This is a genomic window from Streptomyces sp. NPDC005393, from assembly GCF_040606675.1.
Lineage (GTDB): Bacteria > Actinomycetota > Actinomycetes > Streptomycetales > Streptomycetaceae > Streptomyces.
The window spans coordinates 1-20310 of the sequence record NZ_JBEXFG010000040.1; the positions used below are offsets into that span (position 1 = coordinate 1).

Below are 20310 nucleotides of genomic sequence, written 5' to 3' on the forward strand. Positions count from 1 at the left end.
CTCCCAGACGATCATTCTGCGTAGAGAACAGAAATGATCACCCAGGACCACGGGCGTCCTGCGTCCAGGGCCACCAACAGCCCTACCCATCACGCGCAGTGACTGCCAGTCAGTACACGCAAAGGGCACACCGCTCAACTTCGAAGACCCGCCATACCGCACGGGCCGCCCCCACAGCCTGCGGAACAGATCATCAGGAACTCGTGAGCGAGCCTACCCCGCCCCACCCCTCGGCTTCGGGCGACTCCCTTCGACCGCATTCCCGGTGTCGCGCTCACCGCCGTGCTCCTGCCATCCAACCGAAGGAACGACATGAACGCACAGAATGGGGCCGAGCCCGAATCCCGCGGCCGAAGCGACCGGCAGCCGCGGACCCCGCAGGCCCCGCAAGCCCCGCGGAAGCCGAAGGCACGGCAGTCATCCGGGAAGCATCTCTTCTCCGTCCTCGTCAGTAACTGCCTCGAATGGTACGACTGGGAATTTTCACCGTCTTCGCGGCCACTTTCGCCCCGAGTTCTTTCCCGGCGACGACCCGGTCGCCTCCTTGCTCGGAGCGCTGGCCATATACGCGGTGGGTTTCTTCTTCCGGCCGCTTGGGGGGCTCGTCCTGGCCGTCGGATCGACCATGGCCGAGCAATTGCCCACCGAGGTCCGCGCGGCCGGTCTCGGTTTGCCGTACGCGCTGTCCGTGGAGGTCTTCGGCGGCACGGCCCCGTTCACGATCGAATGGCTCAACGCCCGTGACTTGTCCGGAGTTTCCCTTGGTACGTCGCCGCTCTGTGCGCGATCACCCTCGTATCGGCTCTCGCCCTGCGCGAAGGTCGCCACCAGGACCTGCGCGACGTCCCCACCGGCGGAGCGGACGAACCGGCAGCGGCACCAGTGACCGTGGACTCGTCGCACCGGTGACACCACGCCGCCCGGCGCCCCCACCCAGTCCCCCGATCCCTCGGGGCACCGGGTAGGGGTCAGGTGCCGATCTCGGCCCAGACGGTCTTGCCCGGCCCCTGCCGGTCGGCGACGCCCCAGCGGGTGGCGAGGGCCGCGACCAGGAGGAGCCCCCGGCCGGTCTCGCAGTCCGGGCCGGGCACGATCGGCCCGGCTTCGGCGGCCGGCGGGCGGCTCTCGGTGCGCGTGTCGGCGACCTCGATCCGTAGCGTGCCCCCGGTGAGGATCAGCCCCACCTCGAAATCCCGGCTGGGCACCAGGCCGTGCGTGACGGCGTTCGCCGCCAGCTCGCCGACGATCGCGGCGGCGACGTCGGACGGCTCGCCGCGGTACCCCCACGCATCGAGCTGCCGGACGACGAGAAGCCGGGCGAGCCTGGCTCCCCTGCGGGTGGAGCGGAGCCGGCGGGTGAACATACGTACGGTGACGGGCGGCGGCGGCCGTGCTTGGGCTGACATGCGGCCACCGTTCCGGTTCCCGGGTGGAGCGGACCAGGTCAGCGGCTCGTACGCGGAGTGAGCGTACGGGCGCGGAGGGTGGACGGTACGCGTAACCGACCGTGACCCTGGGCGCGTTGAGCAGATAGTCAGGCCCAGGGACAGGCGGGCGCATCGGAGGTGGCCGAGATGGCGGACAGCGCGAACACCAACGAGCCGGAGTCCTCGGACAGCCTCAGGGCATTCGGGGCCGTGGTCAAGGTCTTCCGAGAACGGGCGGGCCTCACCCAGGAGGAACTGGCCCCGCTGGTGCGGTACTCACCGCAGACCGTCGCCTCGATCGAGCAGGGTCGGCGCTTTCCGCAACAGGACTTCGTCGACCGGGCCGAGGATGTCCTGGACGCGTTCGGCGTGTTACGGGCAGCGGCGAAGTACTTGGCGCGGCGGAAGGGTTTGGCCTCCTGGTTCAGGCAGTGGGCGGGGCTGGAGGAGCAGGCGATCAGCCTGTGTACGTACGAGTGCCGGGTCGTACCGGGTCTTTTGCAGACGGAAGCGTACGCGCGGGCGGTGTTCCACAACAGAGTGCCGCCGCTGGCAGACGAGCAGATCGAGACCCAGCTGGCCGCCCGTCAGGAGCGCCAGCTCCTGCTCAGGAACAGGCCCAACACGGCGTTCAGTTTCATCATGGAGGAGGCGCTCTTCAGGCGGCGCACCGGAGGCATCGACGCCACCCGGGGACTCCTCGGGCATGTGTTGGAATGCGCCCAACTTCGAAACGTCGAGCTGCAGATTTTGCCACTCGAACAAGAGCATCACGCAGGGCTGGAAGGGTCCATGCAACTGCTGGAGAGCCCAGACCATCGATGGCTGGGCTACTGCGAAGGTCAACGCAGCGGCCAGTTGATCTCTGACCGGAAAGAGGTCAGTGTGCTCCAGATGCGGTATGCCAAACTGCGTTCACAGGCTCTCACCGCCGAGGACTCCGCGAGCCTGCTGAAGCAGATCCAAGGAGCGCTATGACCACCACCGAGCTGTCCTGGTTCAAGTCCAGCTACAGCGGAGGCGACGGCGACAGCTGCGTCGAAGTCGCCCTCTCCTGGCACAAGTCCAGCTACAGCGGCTCGCAAGGCGACGACTGCGTCGAGGTCGCCACCTCCCCCCACACCGTCCACGTCCGCGACTCCAAGGACACGCGGGGCCCCCAACTCGCCTTCTCCTCCGCCGCCTGGACGGCTTTTGTCACCTACGCGGCAAGCCGCTAACCCGGCCCCGCGCTTCCAGGCGCCCCGGGCGGGAAGGGCTCGACGCCGACCACACGACGTACGCGTGACGGCTCGACCAGTACGGCGACGCGCCGCTCACCGGGGACCCGCCACTCGAATCGCTCGGTGCCCAGGTAGGTGTGGGCCAGGCGGTCCATGTTCTCGTCCGCTTCCGGGCCCTCGATGAACCGGACCGCCCGGCTGCGGACCTGCACCCGGTCGTAGGGATCGGCCGAGTCCGCGTGGCACAGGGACACCCGCGGATCACGGCGGAGGTTGCGCTCCTTGATCCGCCCGATGGCGGTGTTGAAGAACAGCAAGTCCCCGTCTCGCCCGACCCACATCGGGCTCACATGCGGCGACCCGTCAGCGTTGACCGTGGCGACGTACCAGATGTGCGGCCCGTCGATCCTCGCGTGTACATCCTGCGGAATAGCGACCATGGGCCCAGGCTGCCCCGCCGTCACACTGGTGATGCCTCGCACCCCGAACCCGGGTATGTGGGAGGCCATTGAGACAGCCCGCTCTGCCAGCCGTAGCCCGCGAGCCCCTTACCCCCACACCTCTCAGAAAACGCTTGACCTGATAGTTGCGCCGATCAAGCGTCTTTCGACAGCGGACAACTGGCCACAGTAAATCGCGGCGGCTTCTCTGTAGCTCACGCCCTGTTGCACGAGCTGAAGGTAAAGCCGCCGCTCTTCCGTCGGCCCCCGGTTCCCCCGATTGACCGACGGTCGCGGATCTCGAAGTCCATGGCACCCCTTGAAGTGGGGTGTTGCAAGGACCACTAGTGTCTCGTGATCCTGTTCATGGAACCATGAGGCTTCTGTGATCGTTGAGTCTGGTATGGATCTCTCCTCTGAACAGATGGCAGAACTACGGGAGTTGGCCGGGTCGCGGGATGTTCCTGCCGATGTGGCGCTTCGCGCACGGATCGTGTTGTGGTCCGGCGAGGGGCGGCGGCGCAAGGACATTGCCGAGCTCGCCGGTGTGGCGCCGCTGACGGTGGACCGCTGCAAGGCCCGTTATGCCGAGCGGGGTCTTGCCGGTTTGGAGGAGAAGCGCCGCGGCGGGTCGCGTACCCAGGTGCCGCCGCAGGTGCGGGCCCGGGTGATCGCTTTGACGAGGATGTCCCCGCCGGCGGAATCCGGCCTGTCGCACTGGTCGACGCGGACGCTGGCCGACCATCTGAAGCGGCGGGAAGGCGTCTCGGTTTCCTGGCATTACATTGCCCGGGTCTGGCGTGAGGAGAATCTGAAGCCGCACCGCTCGGGCACCTTCAAGATCTCGAAAGACCCGGCGTTCGCGGAGAAGGTCGCCGATGTCGTCGGTTTGTACCTGGCCCCGCCCGGTGGCGCTGTGGTGCTGTCGATCGACGAGAAGACGCAGGTACAGGCCCTGGACCGGACCCAGCCAGTGCTGCCGGTGGCTTTCGCGGTCATCGAGAAGCGCACCCACGACTATGTGCGGCACGGCACCACGAACCTGTTCGCCGCGCTGAACGTCACGACCGGTGAAGTGCTGGGCGAGTGCAAGCCGAACCGGAACGGAGCGAGCTTCCTGGCGTTCCTGAAGAAGGCCGTCAAGCCGCACGCCGGGAAGGAAATCCATATCGTCCTGGACAACCTCTCCACGCACACTACCCCGGACGTGAAGGCATGGCTGGCGAAAAACCCGCACGTCCACTTCCATTTCACCCCCGTCGGGTCCTCGTGGCTGAACCAGATCGAGATCTGGTTTGGGATCATCACCCGGCAGTCCATCCGCCGCGGCACGTTCTCGAGTGTCAACGTCCTGGTCAAACAGATCCGCGACTACATCAACTCCTGGAACGAGAACCCGAGACCCTTCACCTGGACCGCCACCGCCGACGAGATCCTCGCCAAGGTCTGACTCGTCCAGACCAGCGTGAAGAAACTCGTCAATAACAACTCGAAGTAACGCAATCACGATCACGAGACACTAGCCTCGATCTTGCGTGAGGGTCCGTGGACGGAGTCGGTGGACCCTTTCGCCTTCCAGGGCGGGTGGTGGGCAGGCCGGTGGCCCGGCTGTCGCGTCGGGCGGGCGCCGGGTTCCACTGCCCGGGGTTGGGGTGGTGCTGCCGTCGGGACGGAGGTCTGCTGGTCAGCCCGGGTTGGGCAGGAGCGCGAGTCGTTCGAGGGCGGCTGTCATCTCGCCTGTCCAGGGCCAATGGCGGGTGAAGCGGAGGATGCGGCGCCGACCGGTGGTGACGAGCTGGGCGGCCGCGGAAAAGAGACGGAACCGCAGTCGGCGAGGTTCCCAGAGCCGGGCTGTGCCAGTCAGGGCGAGCATGGGCATCCAGGCCAGCAGGTCGAGTGCGATCTGAACGATCTCCAGCCAGACCCTGTTCTGCGCGGTGTGGTGCAGGGGCAGGTTGCGCAGTCCGGTGGTCCTGGCGGCCCGGATCCGGTCTTCCGCTCGGGCGCGCAGCCGGTGACGGAGCTCGAGCTCAGCGATCGGCCGGTCAGGGGTGTTGGTCGCGAAGCAGGTGATCCGCATGCCGTCCGCGTCCGTGATCCTCAACTGGGCTCCGGGATGCGGGCGTTCCTTGCGGACGATCAGCCGCATGCCCTTCGGCCAGCCGTCCAGCAACTTGCCCGTGACCTCGGCGGCCCAGGCCCCGTCGCGGACCGTGCCGTCGGCCTCGACAGCCGGCGTCCAGGCCGACGCCGGGATCTTCACAAAGTGCTGGTGAATCTGTTCGGTGATGACCATGCCGACCGAGTAGGACAGCCATCGTCCTCGTTTGGCGAGCCAGGACACGAAGTCGTGAGTACCGCCGGCGGAGTCCGTGCGGATCAGGGTCTGTCGCCCTCGCCGGTACTTCTTCGGCAGCTGGCCAGGGCCAGTTGAGCGGTGGCGATGTGGTCGGCGGCCGTGTTCGAGCCCGCGTTTCCCGGTCTGAGGAGGGCGGCGACCGGCTCTCCGGTTCCGCCCGGGCCATGGTCGACGAACGCTGTCAGGGGGTGATGGCCATAGGTCTTCTTCCAGGTCGCGGCCGCGTCCTCCTTGCCGGAGTGCGCGATCACCAGGACACCGTCGAGGTCGACCGTGACCTGTCCACCGGTGTCCGGAGCGTGTTTGCCCGCCAGCGACCAGACCCGGTTACGCACCTCGGACCCTGCGGACCGGATGGCCTGCAGGGCCTTCTCGCCGGAGGCGGTAAGGACGTCGATCAGGCGGGAGACCGTCGGGTCGGAAGCGACCGGGCCGAAGACGGCCGACTCGCACCGCAGCATCGCGACATCCGCGAGGCAGTCACCGCCGAGCGCTGCCGCCAGGGCGACGTCCAGGAGGACCTTGCCGGGATCGTGTATGGCCCGGGGCTTCCGCCACGGGGCCAGAGTTGCGGATAGCGCCGCATCCAGACCGGTCTTGCGGACCGTCTCGACCGGCAGTACCGCACCGGCTTGCGAAACCGCTCCGCGACCGCCGCCCTTGACGCGGACACGCGGGCAGGACCCGATACGCTTCTTCATCTGGAAAGTGCCTCCGACGGTGGCGGGAACAAGGACCTCAGCAATCCTCATTCTCGCTGGTCGGCACTTTCTGCTTTCTTGACCACCAGTCGGACCTTGTGTAAGCGCGAGGCTAATTGACCCGATCGGCCGTCAGTTCTTCTTCAGCTCCTCGGCGAGCATCACAATGATGCCGCTGGGACCGCGGACGTACGTGAGCTTGTAGACGTCCTCATAGGTCGCCACACCGCGAAGCGGACGGCATCCGTGCTTTGCGGCTGTCTCAAGGGCTTTGTCGATGTCGTCGACTGAGAAGGCGACGCGATGCATGCCAATCTCGTTGGGACGAGTGGGCTTCGACTCGATCGCTTCGGGGTGGATGTACTCGAAGAGCTCAAGGCGACCGTGACCGTCTGGCGTCTGGAGCATCGCAATCTTGGCGTGATTGCCATCAAGGCCGACGGCGGTGTCGGTCCACTCACCACTGACCGTGTCACGGCCGACGACCGTGAGGCCGAGGTCGGTGAAAAAGGAGATCGTTGCTTCGAGGTCGCGAACGGCGATGCCGACGTTCTCAAGTTTGATGGCCATGCGTTGCATGCTACCGAGCCGGGCCGATCAGGTGCTTCCGGCAAGGACGCAGCCGAGTACCAGGGCACCGTCGAGGTCGACCGTGACCTGTCCACCGGCGTCCGGAGCGTGTTTGCCCGGCGGTAAGGACGTCGATCAGGCGGGAGACCGTCGGGTCGGAGGCGACCGGGCCGAAGACGGCCGGCTCGCACCGCAGCATCGCGACATCTGCGAGGCAGTCACCGCCGAGCGCGACCGTCAGGGCGACGTCCAGGAGGACCTTGTCTTGCGGACCGTCTCGACCAGCAGTACCGCACCGGCTTGCGAAACCACTCCGCGACCGCCGCCCTTGACGCGGACACGCGGGTAGGACCCGATACGCTTCTTCATCTGGAAAGTGCCTCCGACGGTGGCGGGAACAAGGACCTCAGCAATCCTCATTCTCGCTGGTCGGCACTTTCTGCCTTCTTGACCACCAGTCGGACAGCCCGCCTCGTGAAAGCGCGAGGCTAGAACCTGGGACCCGCGCGGGGGCCGTTGCCCGAACCTACGGCCTCACCACGACCAGGAACAGGAACCACAGGATGGGCAGCAGCGCGATATACGCGGCCGGACGGTGAAGAACGGGCTTGCCGGGGTCCAGGCGAATCCCGGACTGGTCGTATCCGGGCTCCGACAGCTTGTTGATCTTCCTGCGGACCACCAGGTTGCTGATGATCGTAAACGGGTTGAAGATGACGGCGGAGAACGGGCTCCACCACCCCTGCCACAGCGTCTTGGTGGTCATCTGCCGGAACAGCGCCGTACCGCAGGTCCGGCAGAACGGACCTTCCCACCTCTGGAATCGCATCAGCACGAGCATGCCCTGGTGGCTGCGGATGGTGACGTCCTCCGCCGGATACGCCGCGCACCTGCGGCACGTGAGCTGCTGCGGCGCGGCATGAGGCAGCCCAGCGTTGGCCCCAGCCACGGGCTGACCGTAAGAGCCGGGGTAGCTCGGGTAGGTGGGCAGCGGCTGCGGCTGCGCATAGGGCGCCTGGGGCTGGGCGGCATACGGGTTGCCCGAAGGCGGTGGCGCGGTCATGAATTTCCTTACGGTATAGAAGGATGAACAGGAGTATGGGGCACACTCAGGAGGTCAATATGAGTTCGACTTCGTAATTCGAAGCAGGCGCCCATTCCCGACTCAGCTCCGGCATGAAAAAGTCGAGCCGTGGAGACGAATTACCCGGGCAGTTGGACATGGTGGGTGCCAAGATAGAGTCGACCGGCGGCCATCCGCGTGGCGAGGATCCACCACTCAATCCTCTTGCGCGTCCAGGGCGTCGAGCACGACAGGGTCAAGCTGCACAACAGGCTCTGTCGAGACGTGGTCTTGCCATTTTCCGACTCGCACCCGAACGAAGAGAAAGTCAATAACCCCTTTATCGATAAAGAAACCCCCACCTCGCTCAAACAGCATGAGCAATGGATCAAAGGGGTCATCTAGATCCGTAGGTGGGGTATACAGCGTTTCTCGAAGTGCCGCCCAGTGCAATGCCGCCAAACAGGCCGCTCTCGTCGTCAACCCAGGGACATGATCCTCCAGGAACCCCTCAAGCTGCTCCACTAGCTTCGCATCGGCCCGCACCGACGGGTCGACTCGTGCGGCGATATCGAAGATCGGCCATGCGTCCGCACCACCTAGCGCCTGCGCCCACAAAGCTGAACGGCGAAGGTACTCACGCATCAGCCGGGACCGTGACACGGCATGGTGATCCGCAGTGTCCCAATCCGTCCAGGCAACGGCAAGCATCCGCTTCACCAGTGCATCCGCCAGTCCGTTGTGCATTACAACCCTAGGCCCTTCTTGGCCGCCTTGACCACTTCATCCAAGTTCGACAGGTCATCAGCAATGGCAACTTCCGGGGGCTTGATCCCCCATCGCGGCCAATGCTTCAGAGTGCCCTCGACCGTTACCGGAGCACCCCTGAACGACAAAGGTGCCACGTCATGTGCACCAATTTCACTGACATCCAACTGGTGATTCGAAGCCCAACTGCCGGGACTTTGCGAGCGGAACGGCATCCCTGCTTCCATCAGTCGATGCTCCACGTACTCGTGGGCAATGACCCCACGTAGGGCACCCTCATCAATGCCTTTTATTGTACCGTTAGTTGCTTTGGTCCATAGTTTGGCTATCGTCTCGTCGGGCGTGAAAAACACGTTGTACCTCGTCTCATACGGACCTGTCTGCACCTCGTGCCGGTTCAGGAAGAGGTTCTCCTTCGCCTTGATAACGACGTCGGGATCGAGTTTCAGCTTCTCAGCGATCTTCGGTACGTCCTCCGTGGTGGCTCGGATGCGTTCGTAGGCTCGTACCGCTTTTACCGCGGGCTCCAGCCCATCCTCGGGTGCCTCGGCGTAATGCACCGGCTCGCCCTTGTAGGTACCCCAGTTATCCGCACCGTTGGGGCCATGGTCTGCATGGGGATCCCCTGGTATGTCCTCACCGTGCGGCGTCGGTGCGTCGTGTCCTCCACGACCCGGAGAGCCGGGAATCCCCTCATCCCGTGGCCCCGGAAGGCCATGGTCTGCATGTCCAGGCAGGTCATGGACCGCTGTACCACCAGCGGAGATTTCACCATGGCCTGATTCGGCATGGCTCGTATTCCCGCCCGGCTCATCGCGGCCAACCGGTGCCGATGCGTTGTCGCCTTCCCCTGCAGGGAGATCACGGCCGGGCCCACTTGGCCTCTGCGAGTTACTCAAAGGGTCGTGATCGGCGCGCGGGCCGAGCTCATTGCCTAATCCGCCCCGCTCACCGCCGGGCCCGTGGGCGTGGACGAGGTCCGGCTCCTGGGCGCGTTGGATATCGCTGAGAGCCTGGCGGTCGGCTGCGGAGAGTTCCACCCTCGCCCTGTCGACGACCGTGCCGTCGGCCTTGTAGAGCGTGCCGTACTCGTCCAAGTAGTGGCCGCTGGGGAGCTTGACCGAGCCGTCCGGGTGGAAGACGGCATGGTTCGGCAGCTTCACCGAGCCGTCAGCCAAGTCCACGTACCGGCCCGAGTAGGCGTTCTTCAGACCGGCCATGACATCGGCGACCTTGACCTTGGCCAGGCCCACGCCCTTGAAGATGTAGGTCATCGGGTCCGCCAGCCGCCCGATCTTGCCCGCTGTGCCGATCGCCTTCGCTATCGCGCCGGACTTGGCCGCCGTACCCACGCCGCCCGTGCCCACGCTCGTCACGACGTTGAAGGAGACCGCGCCGGCCGCTCGGGCGGGGTTCTTGCTCCATTCGTCCCAGGCCACCAGGCTCTTGCCCGCCTCCTTGGCGGCGTGCTTGCTCTCCCGCAGGAACGGCGGCAGTTCCGAGTCCGGCTTGTCCCGCAGCGTGGAGTTCAGATAGATACCCGCGCCGACCCCAACCTTGCCCAGGTCTTTCCAGGCAGCCCTGGCTTCGTCCCAACCGTTGAAGCCGGTCAGCCTGCCGAGGCCCTGGAGCGTGCCCCATACGCCGTCGACGATGAAGCCGTCCCATACAAAGCTCTTGGTCCAGTGGCCGATGTCCCACGAGTGGAACTTCTGCTGGACCGGGGAGCCCCACGGGGTCTTCTTGGCGTGGTCGAGGTCCGAGCCCTTGTAGCCGTACATGTTCGGCTTGTGGGAACCGTCGTTGGCCACGTAGTGCGGGCCGCCGAATAACGCCGTGATCTTGTTGGCCGTCCGCCGCTCGGCCTCCCAGAAGGCGCCCACCGCCGCGTTGACGTCGTGCAGCAGATCCTGGTGCTCACGGACCTTGTCCCGGTCGTACGCCCAGTCGTCATCGTCGCCCACGTCCTCGACGAACTTCGCCGCCTGCCGCTTCAGGCGGGCGAGCTTGGCCGCGATCGGGCGGACCTCCGTCGCGTACTCCTCGAGCGCGAGGCCGACCGTCTCCACCTCGCCCGCGGCCTTGTCCGCCGTGTCGCGCACCGGCAGTGTGGTCGCGAACAGCTGCTCGGCCTCCGGGGCGTGGTAGTACGCCGATAACCCCTGGAACCGGTCGTGCATCCCCTGGCCCGCGCCACGGATATGCGACGCGTCCATCGCCAGTGCAGTCGCTTCCGACTCCAACTGGGATAAATCTCCCGTGAACTGAGGAATGTTCTCTGGCTGGATCATTTTCATTTCGACGCGTCCCGCCGTCCGCGGGGCTTGGCGTCGGTCTCAGGCGCCTTCAGCGCCTCCCGCTGCGCCTGCGCGGCCATCTGAAGATCCCCCTCCAGATACTCGGCCGTCGCCTTCACCGCACCGTCCACCGACCGTCCGGCCCGCGCCGCAATGAACTTGATCTTCTTCTCGCACGCCTGGGCGAACTGGGCGAGCGCGGCGCCCACCAGCCCCATCTCGGGCACTTCCCCGCCCGAGCTCAACGAGCCCGCCGACTCCGCGGCGCTCCCCAAGTGGTCACTGAAGGTCTTGACCTTCTCCTGGAACGCTCGGGCGTCCTCCCCCGACCTGAGGACCACGCTCCGCACACCGGTGGGATCGATGTCCCAGTCCGGCTTCCCCTTCGACGCCGACACGAGGCCCCCCTGTACGCGTCGCGATCACCTACTCGTCAGTTCACCATACCGACGGCGGGCCCCGAAACTGTGAATCCTGGCGCCCCTTGAGTCGCCGGGCGTTTCCAGCCGTACCCCTGTTCGCCGGAGCTCGTACGCGAAGGGGACAGGCCGTGACGACGCTACTCAACAGCCGGGCCGGACGGCGGCAGGCCATGCGCCAGATCCGGCCTCGCCGTTCGCCCGCCGTGCCGCTGGTCGTGCTGAGCTGGGCGGGGGCCGCGGCGGTGTTGTCGTTGTGGTGGCAGAACACACCGAACGTCGAGGGCACCACGCAGTGGCTCACCGGGGCCGGGCGGCTCAGCGGGTTGCTCGGGGGGTACGTGCTGGCGCTGGTCGTGCTGCAGATGGCGCGGGTGCCGGCGTTGGAGCGGCGGGTGGGGTCGGACCGGGTGGCGCGGTGGCATGCGATGAGCGGGCGGTATGCGCTGTGTCTGATCGTGGCGCATGTGGTCCTGATCATCGCGGGGTACGCGGAGCAGGCCGGTGCCGGCTTCATCGACCAGCTGGTGTCCGTGGTGATGGACTACCCGGACATGGTGGACGCGGCGATCGGCACCGGGGTGCTGGTGGTGATTGGGCTGATCTCGGCGGGGGTGGTGCGCCGTCGGATGTCGTACGAGGCGTGGTACTACCTGCACTTGCTCACCTATCTCGCGGTCTTTCTGACGTTCTGGCACCAGTTGTCGACCGGAGCGGAGTTCGTGGGCGACAAGACGGCCCAGACCGCCTGGTACGTGTTGTACGGCACGGTCACCGCGCTGGCGGTCTGGTACCGGCTGCTGGTGCCGCTGCGGCTGAATCTGCGGCATCGGATGCGGGTGGAGGCCGTCGTCCAAGAGGCGCCCGGGATGGTGTCGGTGCTGATCAAGGGGCGGCGGCTGCACCGTATCGGGGCCGAGGCGGGGCAGTTCTTCCGGTGGCGGTTCCTGGCGCCGGGGCTGCGGTGGGGTTCCCATCCGTACTCGCTGTCCGCGCCGCCCCGGCCCGAGCTGCTGCGGATCACGGTGAAGGCGGTGGGCGGCCACAGTTCGGGGCTCGCCTCGCTGAAGCCGGGGACGCGGGTGTGGGCGGAGGGGCCGTACGGGGCGATGACCGCGGCGCGCCGCAGCCAGGGAAAGGTACTGATGATCGCCGGTGGGGCCGGGATCACCCCGATCCGGGCCCTGTTCGAGACGCTGCCCGGCAAGGGCGGCGATCTCACCTTGCTGTATCGCGCCCGCAGCATCGAGGACCTGGCGCTGTGGAACGAGTTGAAGCAGATCGCGACCGAGCGCGAGGCCCGGCTGCTGTACGCCGTGAACGGCCCCGACGGCGCCCGGCCGGAGATCACCGCGGAGCGGCTGCGCCAGCTGCTGCCCGATATCGAAGAGCACGACGTCTATCTGTGCGGGCCGCCGGGCCTGACCGAGCACGCGTACGAGGCATTGCACGAGGCGGGGATCCCGGACCGCCATATCCACCATGAATCCTTCGAGCTGTGACCGAGGTGGAGCCATGAAGAGGAATCATCCGCTGCGCCGCATCATCCTGGGCACGGCCGCCACCGTATCCGGTGTGGTGCTGCTGCTCGCGTTGAAACAGCCCGGTTCGGGCGGCGGCCAGGCCGTCGCGCAGAACCCGCCGGGGCAGGCGCCGCCCGTCGCGGCCACGGCGCCACCGGGCGCCGGTGGGGCGGGTGGGGCGGGTGGGGCCGGTGGCGCGGGTCGCGGGGGTGGCCCGGGTGGCGCGGGCGCCAACGCGGGCGCGAAGACCGTCACCGGGGACACCGCCCAGACGCAGTACGGCCCGGTCCAGGTGAGCCTCACCGTCGCGGGTGGGAAGATCACCGCCGCCCAGGCCGTCAAGACGCCCGACTCCGGCCCCCAGAGCGTACAGATCGCCAAGGACTCCATTCCCAAGCTCAACCAGCAGGCGGTGGCGGCCGCGAAGGTCGACACCGTCTCCGGCGCCACCTACACCAGTCAGGGCTACGCCAAGTCCCTGCAGAGCGCTCTCGACAAGGCGGGTGTCCAATGACGTACGAACCCGAACCCGAGCCGCTGCGCCATGTCGAGCACGTCATGGGCACCGTCTTCTCCTTCGATGTGCGCGAGGTGCCCGCCGCGGGCCGGCCCCGGGTGCTGGCCGCGCTGGATGGGGCCGTGGTCGGGCTGCACCGGGTGGACGAGCTGTTCTCCACGTACCGCCCGGACAGCGAGATCAGCCGGCTGGCGCGCGGTGAGCTGACGCTGTCACGGTGCGATCGGGAGGTCCGGGATGTGCTGCGGATGTGCGAGGACGCCGAGTACCGCAGCGACGGCTGGTTCAGCGCGCGCTACGCCGGCGGGGCGCCGGATCCGACCGGCCTGGTCAAGGGATGGGCGGTGGAGCGCGCCGCGCGGATGCTGGTCTCGGCGGGCGCCGGGTCGGTGTGTGTGAACGGCGGCGGCGATGTCCAGGTGCACGGCGGCCCATGGCGGGTGGGCATCGCCGATCCACTGCGCCACGGTGAGCTGGCCGCGGTCGTGGCGGCGCACGGCGAGCTGGCCGTGGCGACCTCGGGCCCGGCCGAGCGGGGCTGCCACATCCTGGACCCGCGCACCGGACTGCCCCCGGCGCAGGGCCTCGCCTCGGTCACGGTGATCGGCGCGAGCCTGACGGAGGCGGACGCGTGGGCCACGGCGGCGTGTGCGATGGGCGCCGAGCGGGCCCGGCCGTGGTTGCAGCGGCTGGCCGGGGCGGAGGCGTTCGTCGTCACCGCCGACGGCGCCACCTGGCACACCAGCGGCTTCGCGCGCTATTCGGCCGAGCTGTGCGTATAGCCCGCTTCGCGGGGCCGCTTGGGGTAAGTGGCGTCCGCCACGGCGATGCGTACGGGTGGCCGCCTACGCCCGCCGCAGAGTCACCGGCACTCGCGCACGACTCCGTAGCCCTCACCAACAGCCGCTCACGCCTCAGCGGAGCTACCGGTGGCCGCGTACCGCGTCGGCCAGCAGCGGAGCGTGTCCGTAACTGAGATCCTTCACCGCCGTGAGCAGGGTGAGCGGACCGGCCGCGGCGAGCTCCCGCAGATGGTCGACGGCCTCGCGGCGCTCCGGTTCGGCCAGCTCCGCGCGGTAGCGCCGGGCGAATTCGGCGAACCGCTCCGGCTCGTGTCCGTACCAGCGGCGCAGCTCGGTCGAGGGGGCCGCGGCCTTGGCCCATTCGTCCAGTCGGGCGTCGGCCTTCGCGAGGCCGCGCGGCCAGACCCGGTCCACGAGGACGCGGGTGCCGTCGTCCGGTCCCGGTGCCTCGTACACCCGGCGGACCCGGATGCCGGGGCCCTTCGCGGGGGCTTTCTTGTCGGCCATATCCCTATGGAAACATCCCTTCCGCCGCCGGCTCGGCGAATAATGCGCCACATGGGAAAGGTGTACGAACGCATCGACGGCAGGCTGCGCACGTTCATCGAGCAGCAGAAGATCTTTTTCACCGCCACCGCCCCGCTGGCCGGTGACGGCACCGTGAATCTCTCCCCGAAGGGGCTGGCCGGCTCCTTCGCCGTACTCGACGAACTGACCGTGGCATACCTGGACTTCGCCGGGAGCAACGCGGAGACCATCGCCCATCTGCGGGAGAACGGCAGGATCACCCTGATGTGGTGCGCCTTCACCGGCCCGCCGAACATCGTGCGCGTCCATGGCCGGGGCGAGCCGGTGTTCCGTGACGATCCGCGGTTCGCGGAGCTGGTGCGGCACTTCCCCGAGGTCGACATCGATACGCACGGGCTGCGGGCGATCATCGTGGTGACGGCCGAGCTGATCCGGGACACCTGCGGCTACGCGGTCCCGTTCATGGACTACCGGGAGGAACGCACCCTGCACGGCGATCGCTTCCGGCGGGAGAACGACGAGACGCTGGACCGCTACTTCCAGAAGAAGGAGCACGTCGCCAGCAGTATCGACGGTCTCCCGGGGCTTCCGCTGCCGCTGCCGCCGCGGCCCGGCCGGAGCTGACGCGGAGCCCCGGCGGGGTGCAGGGCGGTAGCGGGGGCGGAACCCCGGCCGCGGGGACGGGATCAGCGGGCCTTCTGGGCCAGGCGCAGAAGGTGGTCGGCGAGGGCCTGGCCGCCCGCCGGGTCGCGGCTGATCAGCAGCAGCGTGTCGTCGCCCGCGATGGTGCCGAGGATGTCGTGCAGCTCCGCCGAGTCGATGGCCGAGGCCAGGAACTGGGCGGCGCCCGGCGGGGTGCGCAGCACCACGAGGTTGGCCGACGCCTCCGCCGAGATCAGGAGTTCGCCCGCCAGCCGCCCCATCCGTGCCTCGCTCGCCGATTCGCCGAGCGGGGCGCGGGGCGTGCGGTCGCCGCCCTCGCTGGGCACCGCGTAGATCAGCTCGCCGCCGGTGTTACGGATCTTCACCGCGCCCAGTTCGTCCAGGTCGCGGGAGAGCGTCGCCTGGGTGACGGAGAGTCCGTCGTCGGCGAGGAGCTTCGCGAGCTGGCTCTGGGAGCGGACCGGCTGCCGGTTCAGGATGTCCACGATCCGGCGGTGGCGGGCCGTGCGGGTCTGCGGCACGGACGGTCCGCCGTGGTTCGCTTCGGGGTCCTGCGTCGCCTCGGTGTGCTGCGCCTCGGTCATCGGTGTCGTCAGTCTCCGGATCGTCGTTCCCCGTGGCCCTCGTGGACGGCGTCCAGGATCGCGGGCAGCTCCCGGAGAAAGGTGTCCACCTCGTCGTCGCCGACGATGAGCGGCGGGGCGAGCCGGATCACATCCGGAGCGACCGCGTTCACCAGGAGTCCCGCGTCCTGAGCCGCCTGCTGCACCTGCGGCGCGAGGGACTCTGTCAGCACGATACCGAGCAGCAGCCCGGCACCGCGGACCCGGGCGATCAACGCGTGGTCGAGCGACTCGATTCCCTCACGCAGCCGCTCCCCCGCCCGCTTGACCCGGTCGAGGATGCCGTCGGCGGCGATGGTGTCGAGAACGGCCAGGGCGGCGGCGCACGCGACGGGGTTTCCACCGAAGGTGGAACCGTGCTGACCTGGGGTGAGCAGCTCGGCGGCGGGGCCGAAGGCGACGGTCGCGCCGATGGGCAACCCGGCGCCGAGCCCCTTGGCGAGGGTGACGACATCGGGTTCGACGCCCTGCGCCTGATGCTCGAACCAGTGGCCGGTGCGGCCGATTCCGGTCTGGATCTCATCGAGGACCAGCAGGGTGCCGGTGGCCCGGGTGATCTCGCGGGCCGCCGCCAGATAGCCGGCCGGGGGCACGATGACCCCGTTCTCGCCCTGGACCGGCTCCAGGATGACGAGGGCGGTGTCGGTGGTGACGGCCGCGCGCAGCGCCTCGGTGTCGCCGTACGGGACATGGGTGACATCGCCGGGCAGCGGCAGGAAGGGGTCCTGCTTCCCGGGCTGGCCGGTCAGCGCGAGGGCGCCCAGGGTGCGGCCGTGGAAGCCACCGGTGGTGGCCACCATATGGGTGCGGCCCGTCCGTCGGCCGATCTTGAAGGCGGCCTCGACCGCCTCCGCGCCGGAGTTGGAGAAGTAGACCCGGCCGGAGCGGCCGAAGAGCTGGAGCAGCCGCTCGGCGAGCGCGACCGGGGGCTCGGCGACGAACAGGTTGGAGACATGGCCGAGGGTGGCGATCTGGTCGGACACGGCCCGTACGACGGCGGGGTGGGCATGACCGAGGGAGTTGACGGCGATGCCGCCGACGAAGTCGAGGTACTCCGTGCCGTCGGCGTCCCAGACCTTGGTGCCCTCGCCGTGGGTGAGCGGGAGGCGGGGGGTGCCGTAGTTGTCCATCAGCGCGCCCTGCCAGCGCTTCCTCAGCTCCGTGTTGCTCACTGGTCCTCCCCCTCGTCCGTCGTCGTGTCCTGGTCCGGCAGGACCATCGTGCCGATGCCCTCGTCGGTAAAGATCTCCAGCAGGATGGAGTGCTGCACCCGCCCGTCGAGCACGCGCGCGGTGGTGACGCCGTTGCGCACGGCGTGCAGACACCCCTCCATCTTGGGGACCATGCCGCTGGCCAGCTCGGGCAGCAGCTTCTCCAGCTCGCTCGCGGTGAGCTGGCTGATCACCTCGTCACTGTTCGGCCAGTCCGCGTAGAGGCCCTCGACGTCGGTGAGGACCATCAGCGTCTCGGCGTTCAGCGCGGCGGCGAGCGCGGCCGCCGCCGTATCCGCGTTGATGTTGTAGACATGGCCGTCGTCGGCGCTGCGCGCGATGGAGGAGACGACCGGGATCCGGCCGTTGTCCAGCAGCGCCTGGACCGCGCCCGGGTCGACCTCGGTGATCTCGCCGACCCGGCCGAGGTCCACACGTGCGCCGTCGATGTCGGCGTAGCGCTTGGTGGCGGTCATGGTGTGCGCGTCCTCGCCGGTCAGCCCGACGGCGAGGGGGCCGTGCTGGTTGAGCAGGCCGACGAGTTCGCGCTGGACCTGGCCGGCCAGCACCATCCGTACGACGTCCATCGCCTCGGGCGAGGTGACCCGCAGCCCGGCCTTGAACTCCGAGACCAGGCCGAGCCTGTCGAGGTGCGCGCTGATCTGCGGGCCGCCGCCGTGCACGACGACGGGGCGCAGCCCGGCGTGGCGCAGGAAGACCACGTCCTGGGCGAAGGCGGCCTTCAGCTCCTCGTCGACCATCGCGTTGCCGCCGAACTTGATCACGACGGTCTTGCCGTGGTGGCGGGTCAGCCAGGGCAGCGCCTCGATGAGGGTGCGGGCCTTGGGCAGGGCGGTGTGTTTACGGGCGGTCGGCTGGCTCATGACGAGTAGGCGCTGTTCTCGTGGACGTAGTCGGCGGTCAGGTCGTTGGCCCAGATGACGGCCGACTCGCTGCCTGCGGAGAGGTCGGCGGTGATCCGTACCTCCCGGTAGCGCATATCGACGAGCTCGCGGTCCTCGCCGACTGAACCGTTTTTGCAGACCCACACGTCGTTGATGGCGACATTGAGCTGATCCGGATCGAAGGCGGCGGAGGTGGTGCCGATCGCGGAGAGCACCCGGCCCCAGTTGGGGTCCTCACCGTGGATGGCGCACTTGAGCAGGTTGTTACGGGCGATGGAGCGGCCCACCTCGACGGCGTCGTCCTCGGTGGCCGCGCCCACGACCTCGATCCGGATGTCCTTGGAGGCGCCCTCGGCGTCCCCGATCAGCTGGCGCGCGAGATCGGCGCAGACGGTGCGGACCGCCTCGGCGAAATCGGCGTGGGCGGGGGCGACGCCGGAGGCGCCGGAGGCGAGCAGCAGCACCGTGTCGTTGGTGGACATGCAGCCGTCGGAGTCGATCCGGTCGAAGGTGGTGCGGGTGGCGGCGCGCAGCGCGGCGTCCAGCTCCGGGGCGTCCACCTCGGCGTCGGTGGTGAGGACGACGAGCATGGTGGCCAGGCCCGGGGCCAGCATGCCCGCGCCCTTGGCCATACCGCCGAGGGTCCAGCCGTCGGGGCTCTGCGCGACGGCCGTCTTGTGCACGGTGTCGGTGGTCTTGATGGCGATGGCGGCCTTCTCGCCGCCGTGCGGGGAGAGCGCGGCGGCGGCCGCCTCCACACCGGGCAGCACGGCGTCCATGGGCAGCCGGAGGCCGATGAGCCCGGTGGAGGCGACGGCGACCTCGCCCGCGCTGTGCCCGAGGACGTCCGCGACCTTCTCGGCGGTCGCGTGGGTGTCCTGGAAACCGCCCGGGCCCGTGCAGGCGTTGGCGCCACCGGAGTTGAGGACGACGGCGGAGACCTGACCACCCTTCAGCACCTGCTCGGACCAGAGCACGGGGGCGGCCTTGACGCGGTTGGAGGTGAAGACGCCCGCGGCCGCGAGGCGGGGGCCGTTGTTGACGACGAGTGCGAGATCGGGGTGCCCGTTCTCCTTGATCCCTGCCGCGACGCCGGAGGCCGTGAAGCCCTTGGCTGCCGTAACGCTCATGGAGCGACTCCGATCGTGGAAAGTCCCAGCTCCTCGGGGAGGCCGAGGGCGATGTTCATGCTCTGGACCGCGCCGCCCGCGGTGCCCTTGGTGAGGTTGTCGATGGCACTGATCACGATGGCGCGGCCGGCCGCCTCGTCGTGGGCGACCTGGAGCAGCGCGACGTTGGATCCGTACACGGCGGAGGTGGAGGGCCACTGCCCCTCGGGGAGCAGCCGTACGAAGGGCTCGTCCCGGAGCGCCTTCTCGTACGCGGCCCGCAGGGTCCCGTACGTCACCCCGGCCCTGGCCTTGGCGCTGCAGGTGGCCAGGATGCCGCGGGGCATCGGGGCGAGCGTCGGAGTGAAGGAGACGGAGACCCGCTCCCCCGCCGCGGACGACAGGTTCTGGATCATCTCCGGGGTGTGCCGGTGGCCGCCGCCCACGCCGTACGGGCTCATGGACCCCATGACCTCACTGCCGAGCAGATGCGGCCTGGGCGCCTTGCCCGCGCCCGAGGTCCCGGAGGCGGCGACGACCACGGCCTCGGGCTCGACCAGCCCCGCCGCGTACGCCGGGAAGAGCGCGAGCGAGACGGCGGTGGGATAGCAGCCCGGAACCGCGATGCGCCCCGCCCCCTCCAGCGCGACGCGGGCCCCGGGCAGCTCGGGCAGGCCGTACGGCCAGGTCCCGGCGTGCGGCGAACCGTAGAACTTCTCCCAGTCCGCCGCGTCCGCCAGCCGGAAGTCGGCGCCGCAGTCCACCACCAGCACCCCGTCGCCGAGCTGCTCGGCGACGGCGGCGGACTGCCCGTGCGGCAGCGCGAGGAAAACCACATCGTGCCCGGCCAGCGCCTCGGCGGTGGTCGCCTCCAGCACCCGGTCGGTGAGCGGGAGGAGATGGGGCTGCAGGGTCCCCAGAGGCTGTCCGGCATTGGAGTTGCCGGTCAGCGTGCCGATCTCCACCTCGGGATGCGCGAGCAGCAGACGCAGCAGCTCGCCGCCCGCATATCCGCTCGCTCCTGCCACCGCAGCACGTACCGCCATCCCAGCCTCCCTCAGGTATGGCATGACTATACGATCCACGGCAGCTTTATGCAAAGAGTCGGGTTACCGACCAGCAGGCCGCTTGTGGTCGCGCTTCGGTTGGCCAGTGAGCGCC

General features: G+C 68.4%; 20 protein-coding genes and 2 pseudogenes. 7 read left to right on the forward strand and 15 right to left on the reverse strand.

What is annotated here, in order from left to right; genetic code table 11:
* Positions 1–968 precede the first annotated feature (968 nt).
* Positions 969–1406: an ATP-binding protein gene (locus ABZS71_RS26925; protein WP_356214228.1), complete on the reverse strand. Its 438-nt coding sequence runs from the start codon at positions 1404–1406 to the stop codon at positions 969–971.
* Positions 1407–1574: 168 nt separating this feature from the next.
* Between ABZS71_RS26925 and ABZS71_RS26930 the strand changes: the two genes are divergently transcribed.
* Both ABZS71_RS26930 and ABZS71_RS26935 read left to right on the forward strand, forming a co-directional pair.
* Positions 1575–2405, forward strand: a complete 831-nt coding sequence (locus ABZS71_RS26930) for a helix-turn-helix transcriptional regulator (RefSeq protein ID WP_356214230.1) — start codon at positions 1575–1577, stop codon at positions 2403–2405.
* On the forward strand, positions 2402–2647 hold the full coding sequence (locus ABZS71_RS26935) for a DUF397 domain-containing protein (RefSeq protein WP_356214232.1): 246 nt from the start codon (positions 2402–2404) through the stop codon (positions 2645–2647). Before ABZS71_RS26930 ends, ABZS71_RS26935 begins: the two co-directional genes overlap by 4 nt.
* On the opposite strand, the gene ABZS71_RS26940 is transcribed toward ABZS71_RS26935, so the two are convergent.
* A complete protein-coding gene (locus ABZS71_RS26940) occupies positions 2644–3090 on the reverse strand; it encodes a PPOX class F420-dependent oxidoreductase (RefSeq protein ID WP_356214234.1) in 447 nt (148 codons plus the stop codon). The genes ABZS71_RS26935 and ABZS71_RS26940 overlap by 4 nt on opposite strands.
* Before the next feature lie 403 nt (positions 3091–3493).
* On the opposite strand from ABZS71_RS26940, the gene ABZS71_RS26945 reads away from it, so the two are divergent.
* Positions 3494–4540 (forward strand): IS630 family transposase, encoded by a 1047-nt coding sequence (locus tag ABZS71_RS26945; protein WP_356214236.1) that lies wholly within the window; start codon positions 3494–3496, stop codon positions 4538–4540.
* A gap of 234 nt (positions 4541–4774) precedes the next feature.
* On the opposite strand, the pseudogene ABZS71_RS26950 reads toward ABZS71_RS26945, so the two are convergent.
* The 7 genes and pseudogenes from ABZS71_RS26950 to ABZS71_RS26980 all read right to left on the reverse strand — a co-directional run bounded on the left by ABZS71_RS26950 (position 4775) and on the right by ABZS71_RS26980 (position 11246).
* Positions 4775–6150 (reverse strand): annotated as a pseudogene (locus ABZS71_RS26950) (IS1380 family transposase).
* 132 nt (positions 6151–6282) lie between these two features.
* Entirely contained in the window at positions 6283–6720 is a 438-nt protein-coding gene (locus ABZS71_RS26955; protein ID WP_100110979.1) for a VOC family protein, read from the reverse strand.
* A 54-nt stretch (positions 6721–6774) separates the two neighbouring features.
* Positions 6775–7089, reverse strand: a pseudogene (locus ABZS71_RS26960) (IS1380 family transposase); the annotation flags it as partial.
* 157 nt (positions 7090–7246) lie between these two features.
* Positions 7247–7783 (reverse strand): hypothetical protein, encoded by a 537-nt coding sequence (locus ABZS71_RS26965; protein ID WP_356214238.1) that lies wholly within the window; start codon positions 7781–7783, stop codon positions 7247–7249.
* Positions 7784–7999: 216 nt separating this feature from the next.
* Positions 8000–8530 (reverse strand): hypothetical protein, encoded by a 531-nt coding sequence (locus ABZS71_RS26970; protein ID WP_356214240.1) that lies wholly within the window; start codon positions 8528–8530, stop codon positions 8000–8002.
* Complete coding sequence (locus tag ABZS71_RS26975) at positions 8530–10848, reverse strand: protein phosphatase (protein WP_356214242.1); 2319 nt, start codon at positions 10846–10848, stop codon at positions 8530–8532. Before ABZS71_RS26975 ends, ABZS71_RS26970 begins: the two co-directional genes overlap by 1 nt.
* Positions 10845–11246 carry a DUF6507 family protein gene (locus ABZS71_RS26980; protein WP_356214243.1) on the reverse strand — a complete coding sequence of 134 codons (402 nt, stop codon included), beginning with the start codon at positions 11244–11246 and terminating at the stop codon, positions 10845–10847. The genes ABZS71_RS26975 and ABZS71_RS26980 overlap by 4 nt, the downstream gene beginning before the upstream one ends.
* A gap of 194 nt (positions 11247–11440) precedes the next feature.
* Here ABZS71_RS26980 and ABZS71_RS26985 point away from each other — a divergent pair, with 194 nt between their 5' ends.
* From ABZS71_RS26985 to ABZS71_RS26995, 3 genes are read left to right on the forward strand one after another with little or no spacing between them, the layout of a single operon-like run.
* Positions 11441–12769 carry a ferredoxin reductase family protein gene (locus ABZS71_RS26985; RefSeq protein WP_356214311.1) on the forward strand — a complete coding sequence of 443 codons (1329 nt, stop codon included), beginning with the start codon at positions 11441–11443 and terminating at the stop codon, positions 12767–12769.
* A 13-nt stretch (positions 12770–12782) separates the two neighbouring features.
* The gene (locus ABZS71_RS26990; RefSeq protein WP_356214245.1) at positions 12783–13304 is read left to right on the forward strand and encodes an FMN-binding protein; all 522 of its coding nucleotides are present in this window, start codon (positions 12783–12785) and stop codon (positions 13302–13304) included.
* Positions 13301–14089: an FAD:protein FMN transferase gene (locus ABZS71_RS26995; RefSeq protein WP_356214247.1), complete on the forward strand. Its 789-nt coding sequence runs from the start codon at positions 13301–13303 to the stop codon at positions 14087–14089. The genes ABZS71_RS26990 and ABZS71_RS26995 overlap by 4 nt, the downstream gene beginning before the upstream one ends.
* A 141-nt stretch (positions 14090–14230) precedes the next feature.
* On the opposite strand, the gene ABZS71_RS27000 is transcribed toward ABZS71_RS26995, so the two are convergent.
* Positions 14231–14617 carry a DUF488 family protein gene (locus tag ABZS71_RS27000; protein ID WP_356214249.1) on the reverse strand — a complete coding sequence of 129 codons (387 nt, stop codon included), beginning with the start codon at positions 14615–14617 and terminating at the stop codon, positions 14231–14233.
* A gap of 51 nt (positions 14618–14668) precedes the next feature.
* Here ABZS71_RS27000 and ABZS71_RS27005 point away from each other — a divergent pair, with 51 nt between their 5' ends.
* The gene (locus ABZS71_RS27005; RefSeq protein ID WP_356214251.1) at positions 14669–15262 is read left to right on the forward strand and encodes a pyridoxamine 5'-phosphate oxidase family protein; all 594 of its coding nucleotides are present in this window, start codon (positions 14669–14671) and stop codon (positions 15260–15262) included.
* Between the two features lie 62 nt (positions 15263–15324).
* On the opposite strand, the gene ABZS71_RS27010 is transcribed toward ABZS71_RS27005, so the two are convergent.
* Genes ABZS71_RS27010 through argC form a run of 5 tightly spaced genes read right to left on the reverse strand, consistent with a single transcriptional unit; the run spans position 15325 to position 20195 of the window.
* Positions 15325–15885: an arginine repressor gene (locus ABZS71_RS27010; protein WP_355859026.1), complete on the reverse strand. Its 561-nt coding sequence runs from the start codon at positions 15883–15885 to the stop codon at positions 15325–15327.
* Positions 15886–15893: 8 nt separating this feature from the next.
* Entirely contained in the window at positions 15894–17096 is a 1203-nt protein-coding gene (locus tag ABZS71_RS27015) for an acetylornithine transaminase (RefSeq protein WP_356214253.1), read from the reverse strand.
* Entirely contained in the window at positions 17093–18019 is a 927-nt protein-coding gene (gene argB / locus ABZS71_RS27020; protein WP_356214255.1) for an acetylglutamate kinase, read from the reverse strand. The genes ABZS71_RS27015 and argB overlap by 4 nt, the downstream gene beginning before the upstream one ends.
* Positions 18016–19170, reverse strand: a complete 1155-nt coding sequence (argJ, locus tag ABZS71_RS27025) for a bifunctional glutamate N-acetyltransferase/amino-acid acetyltransferase ArgJ (RefSeq protein WP_356214257.1) — start codon at positions 19168–19170, stop codon at positions 18016–18018. The genes argB and argJ overlap by 4 nt, the downstream gene beginning before the upstream one ends.
* On the reverse strand, positions 19167–20195 hold the full coding sequence (argC, locus tag ABZS71_RS27030; RefSeq protein WP_356214259.1) for an N-acetyl-gamma-glutamyl-phosphate reductase: 1029 nt from the start codon (positions 20193–20195) through the stop codon (positions 19167–19169). Before argC ends, argJ begins: the two co-directional genes overlap by 4 nt.
* Between the last annotated feature and the right edge of the window lie 115 nt (positions 20196–20310).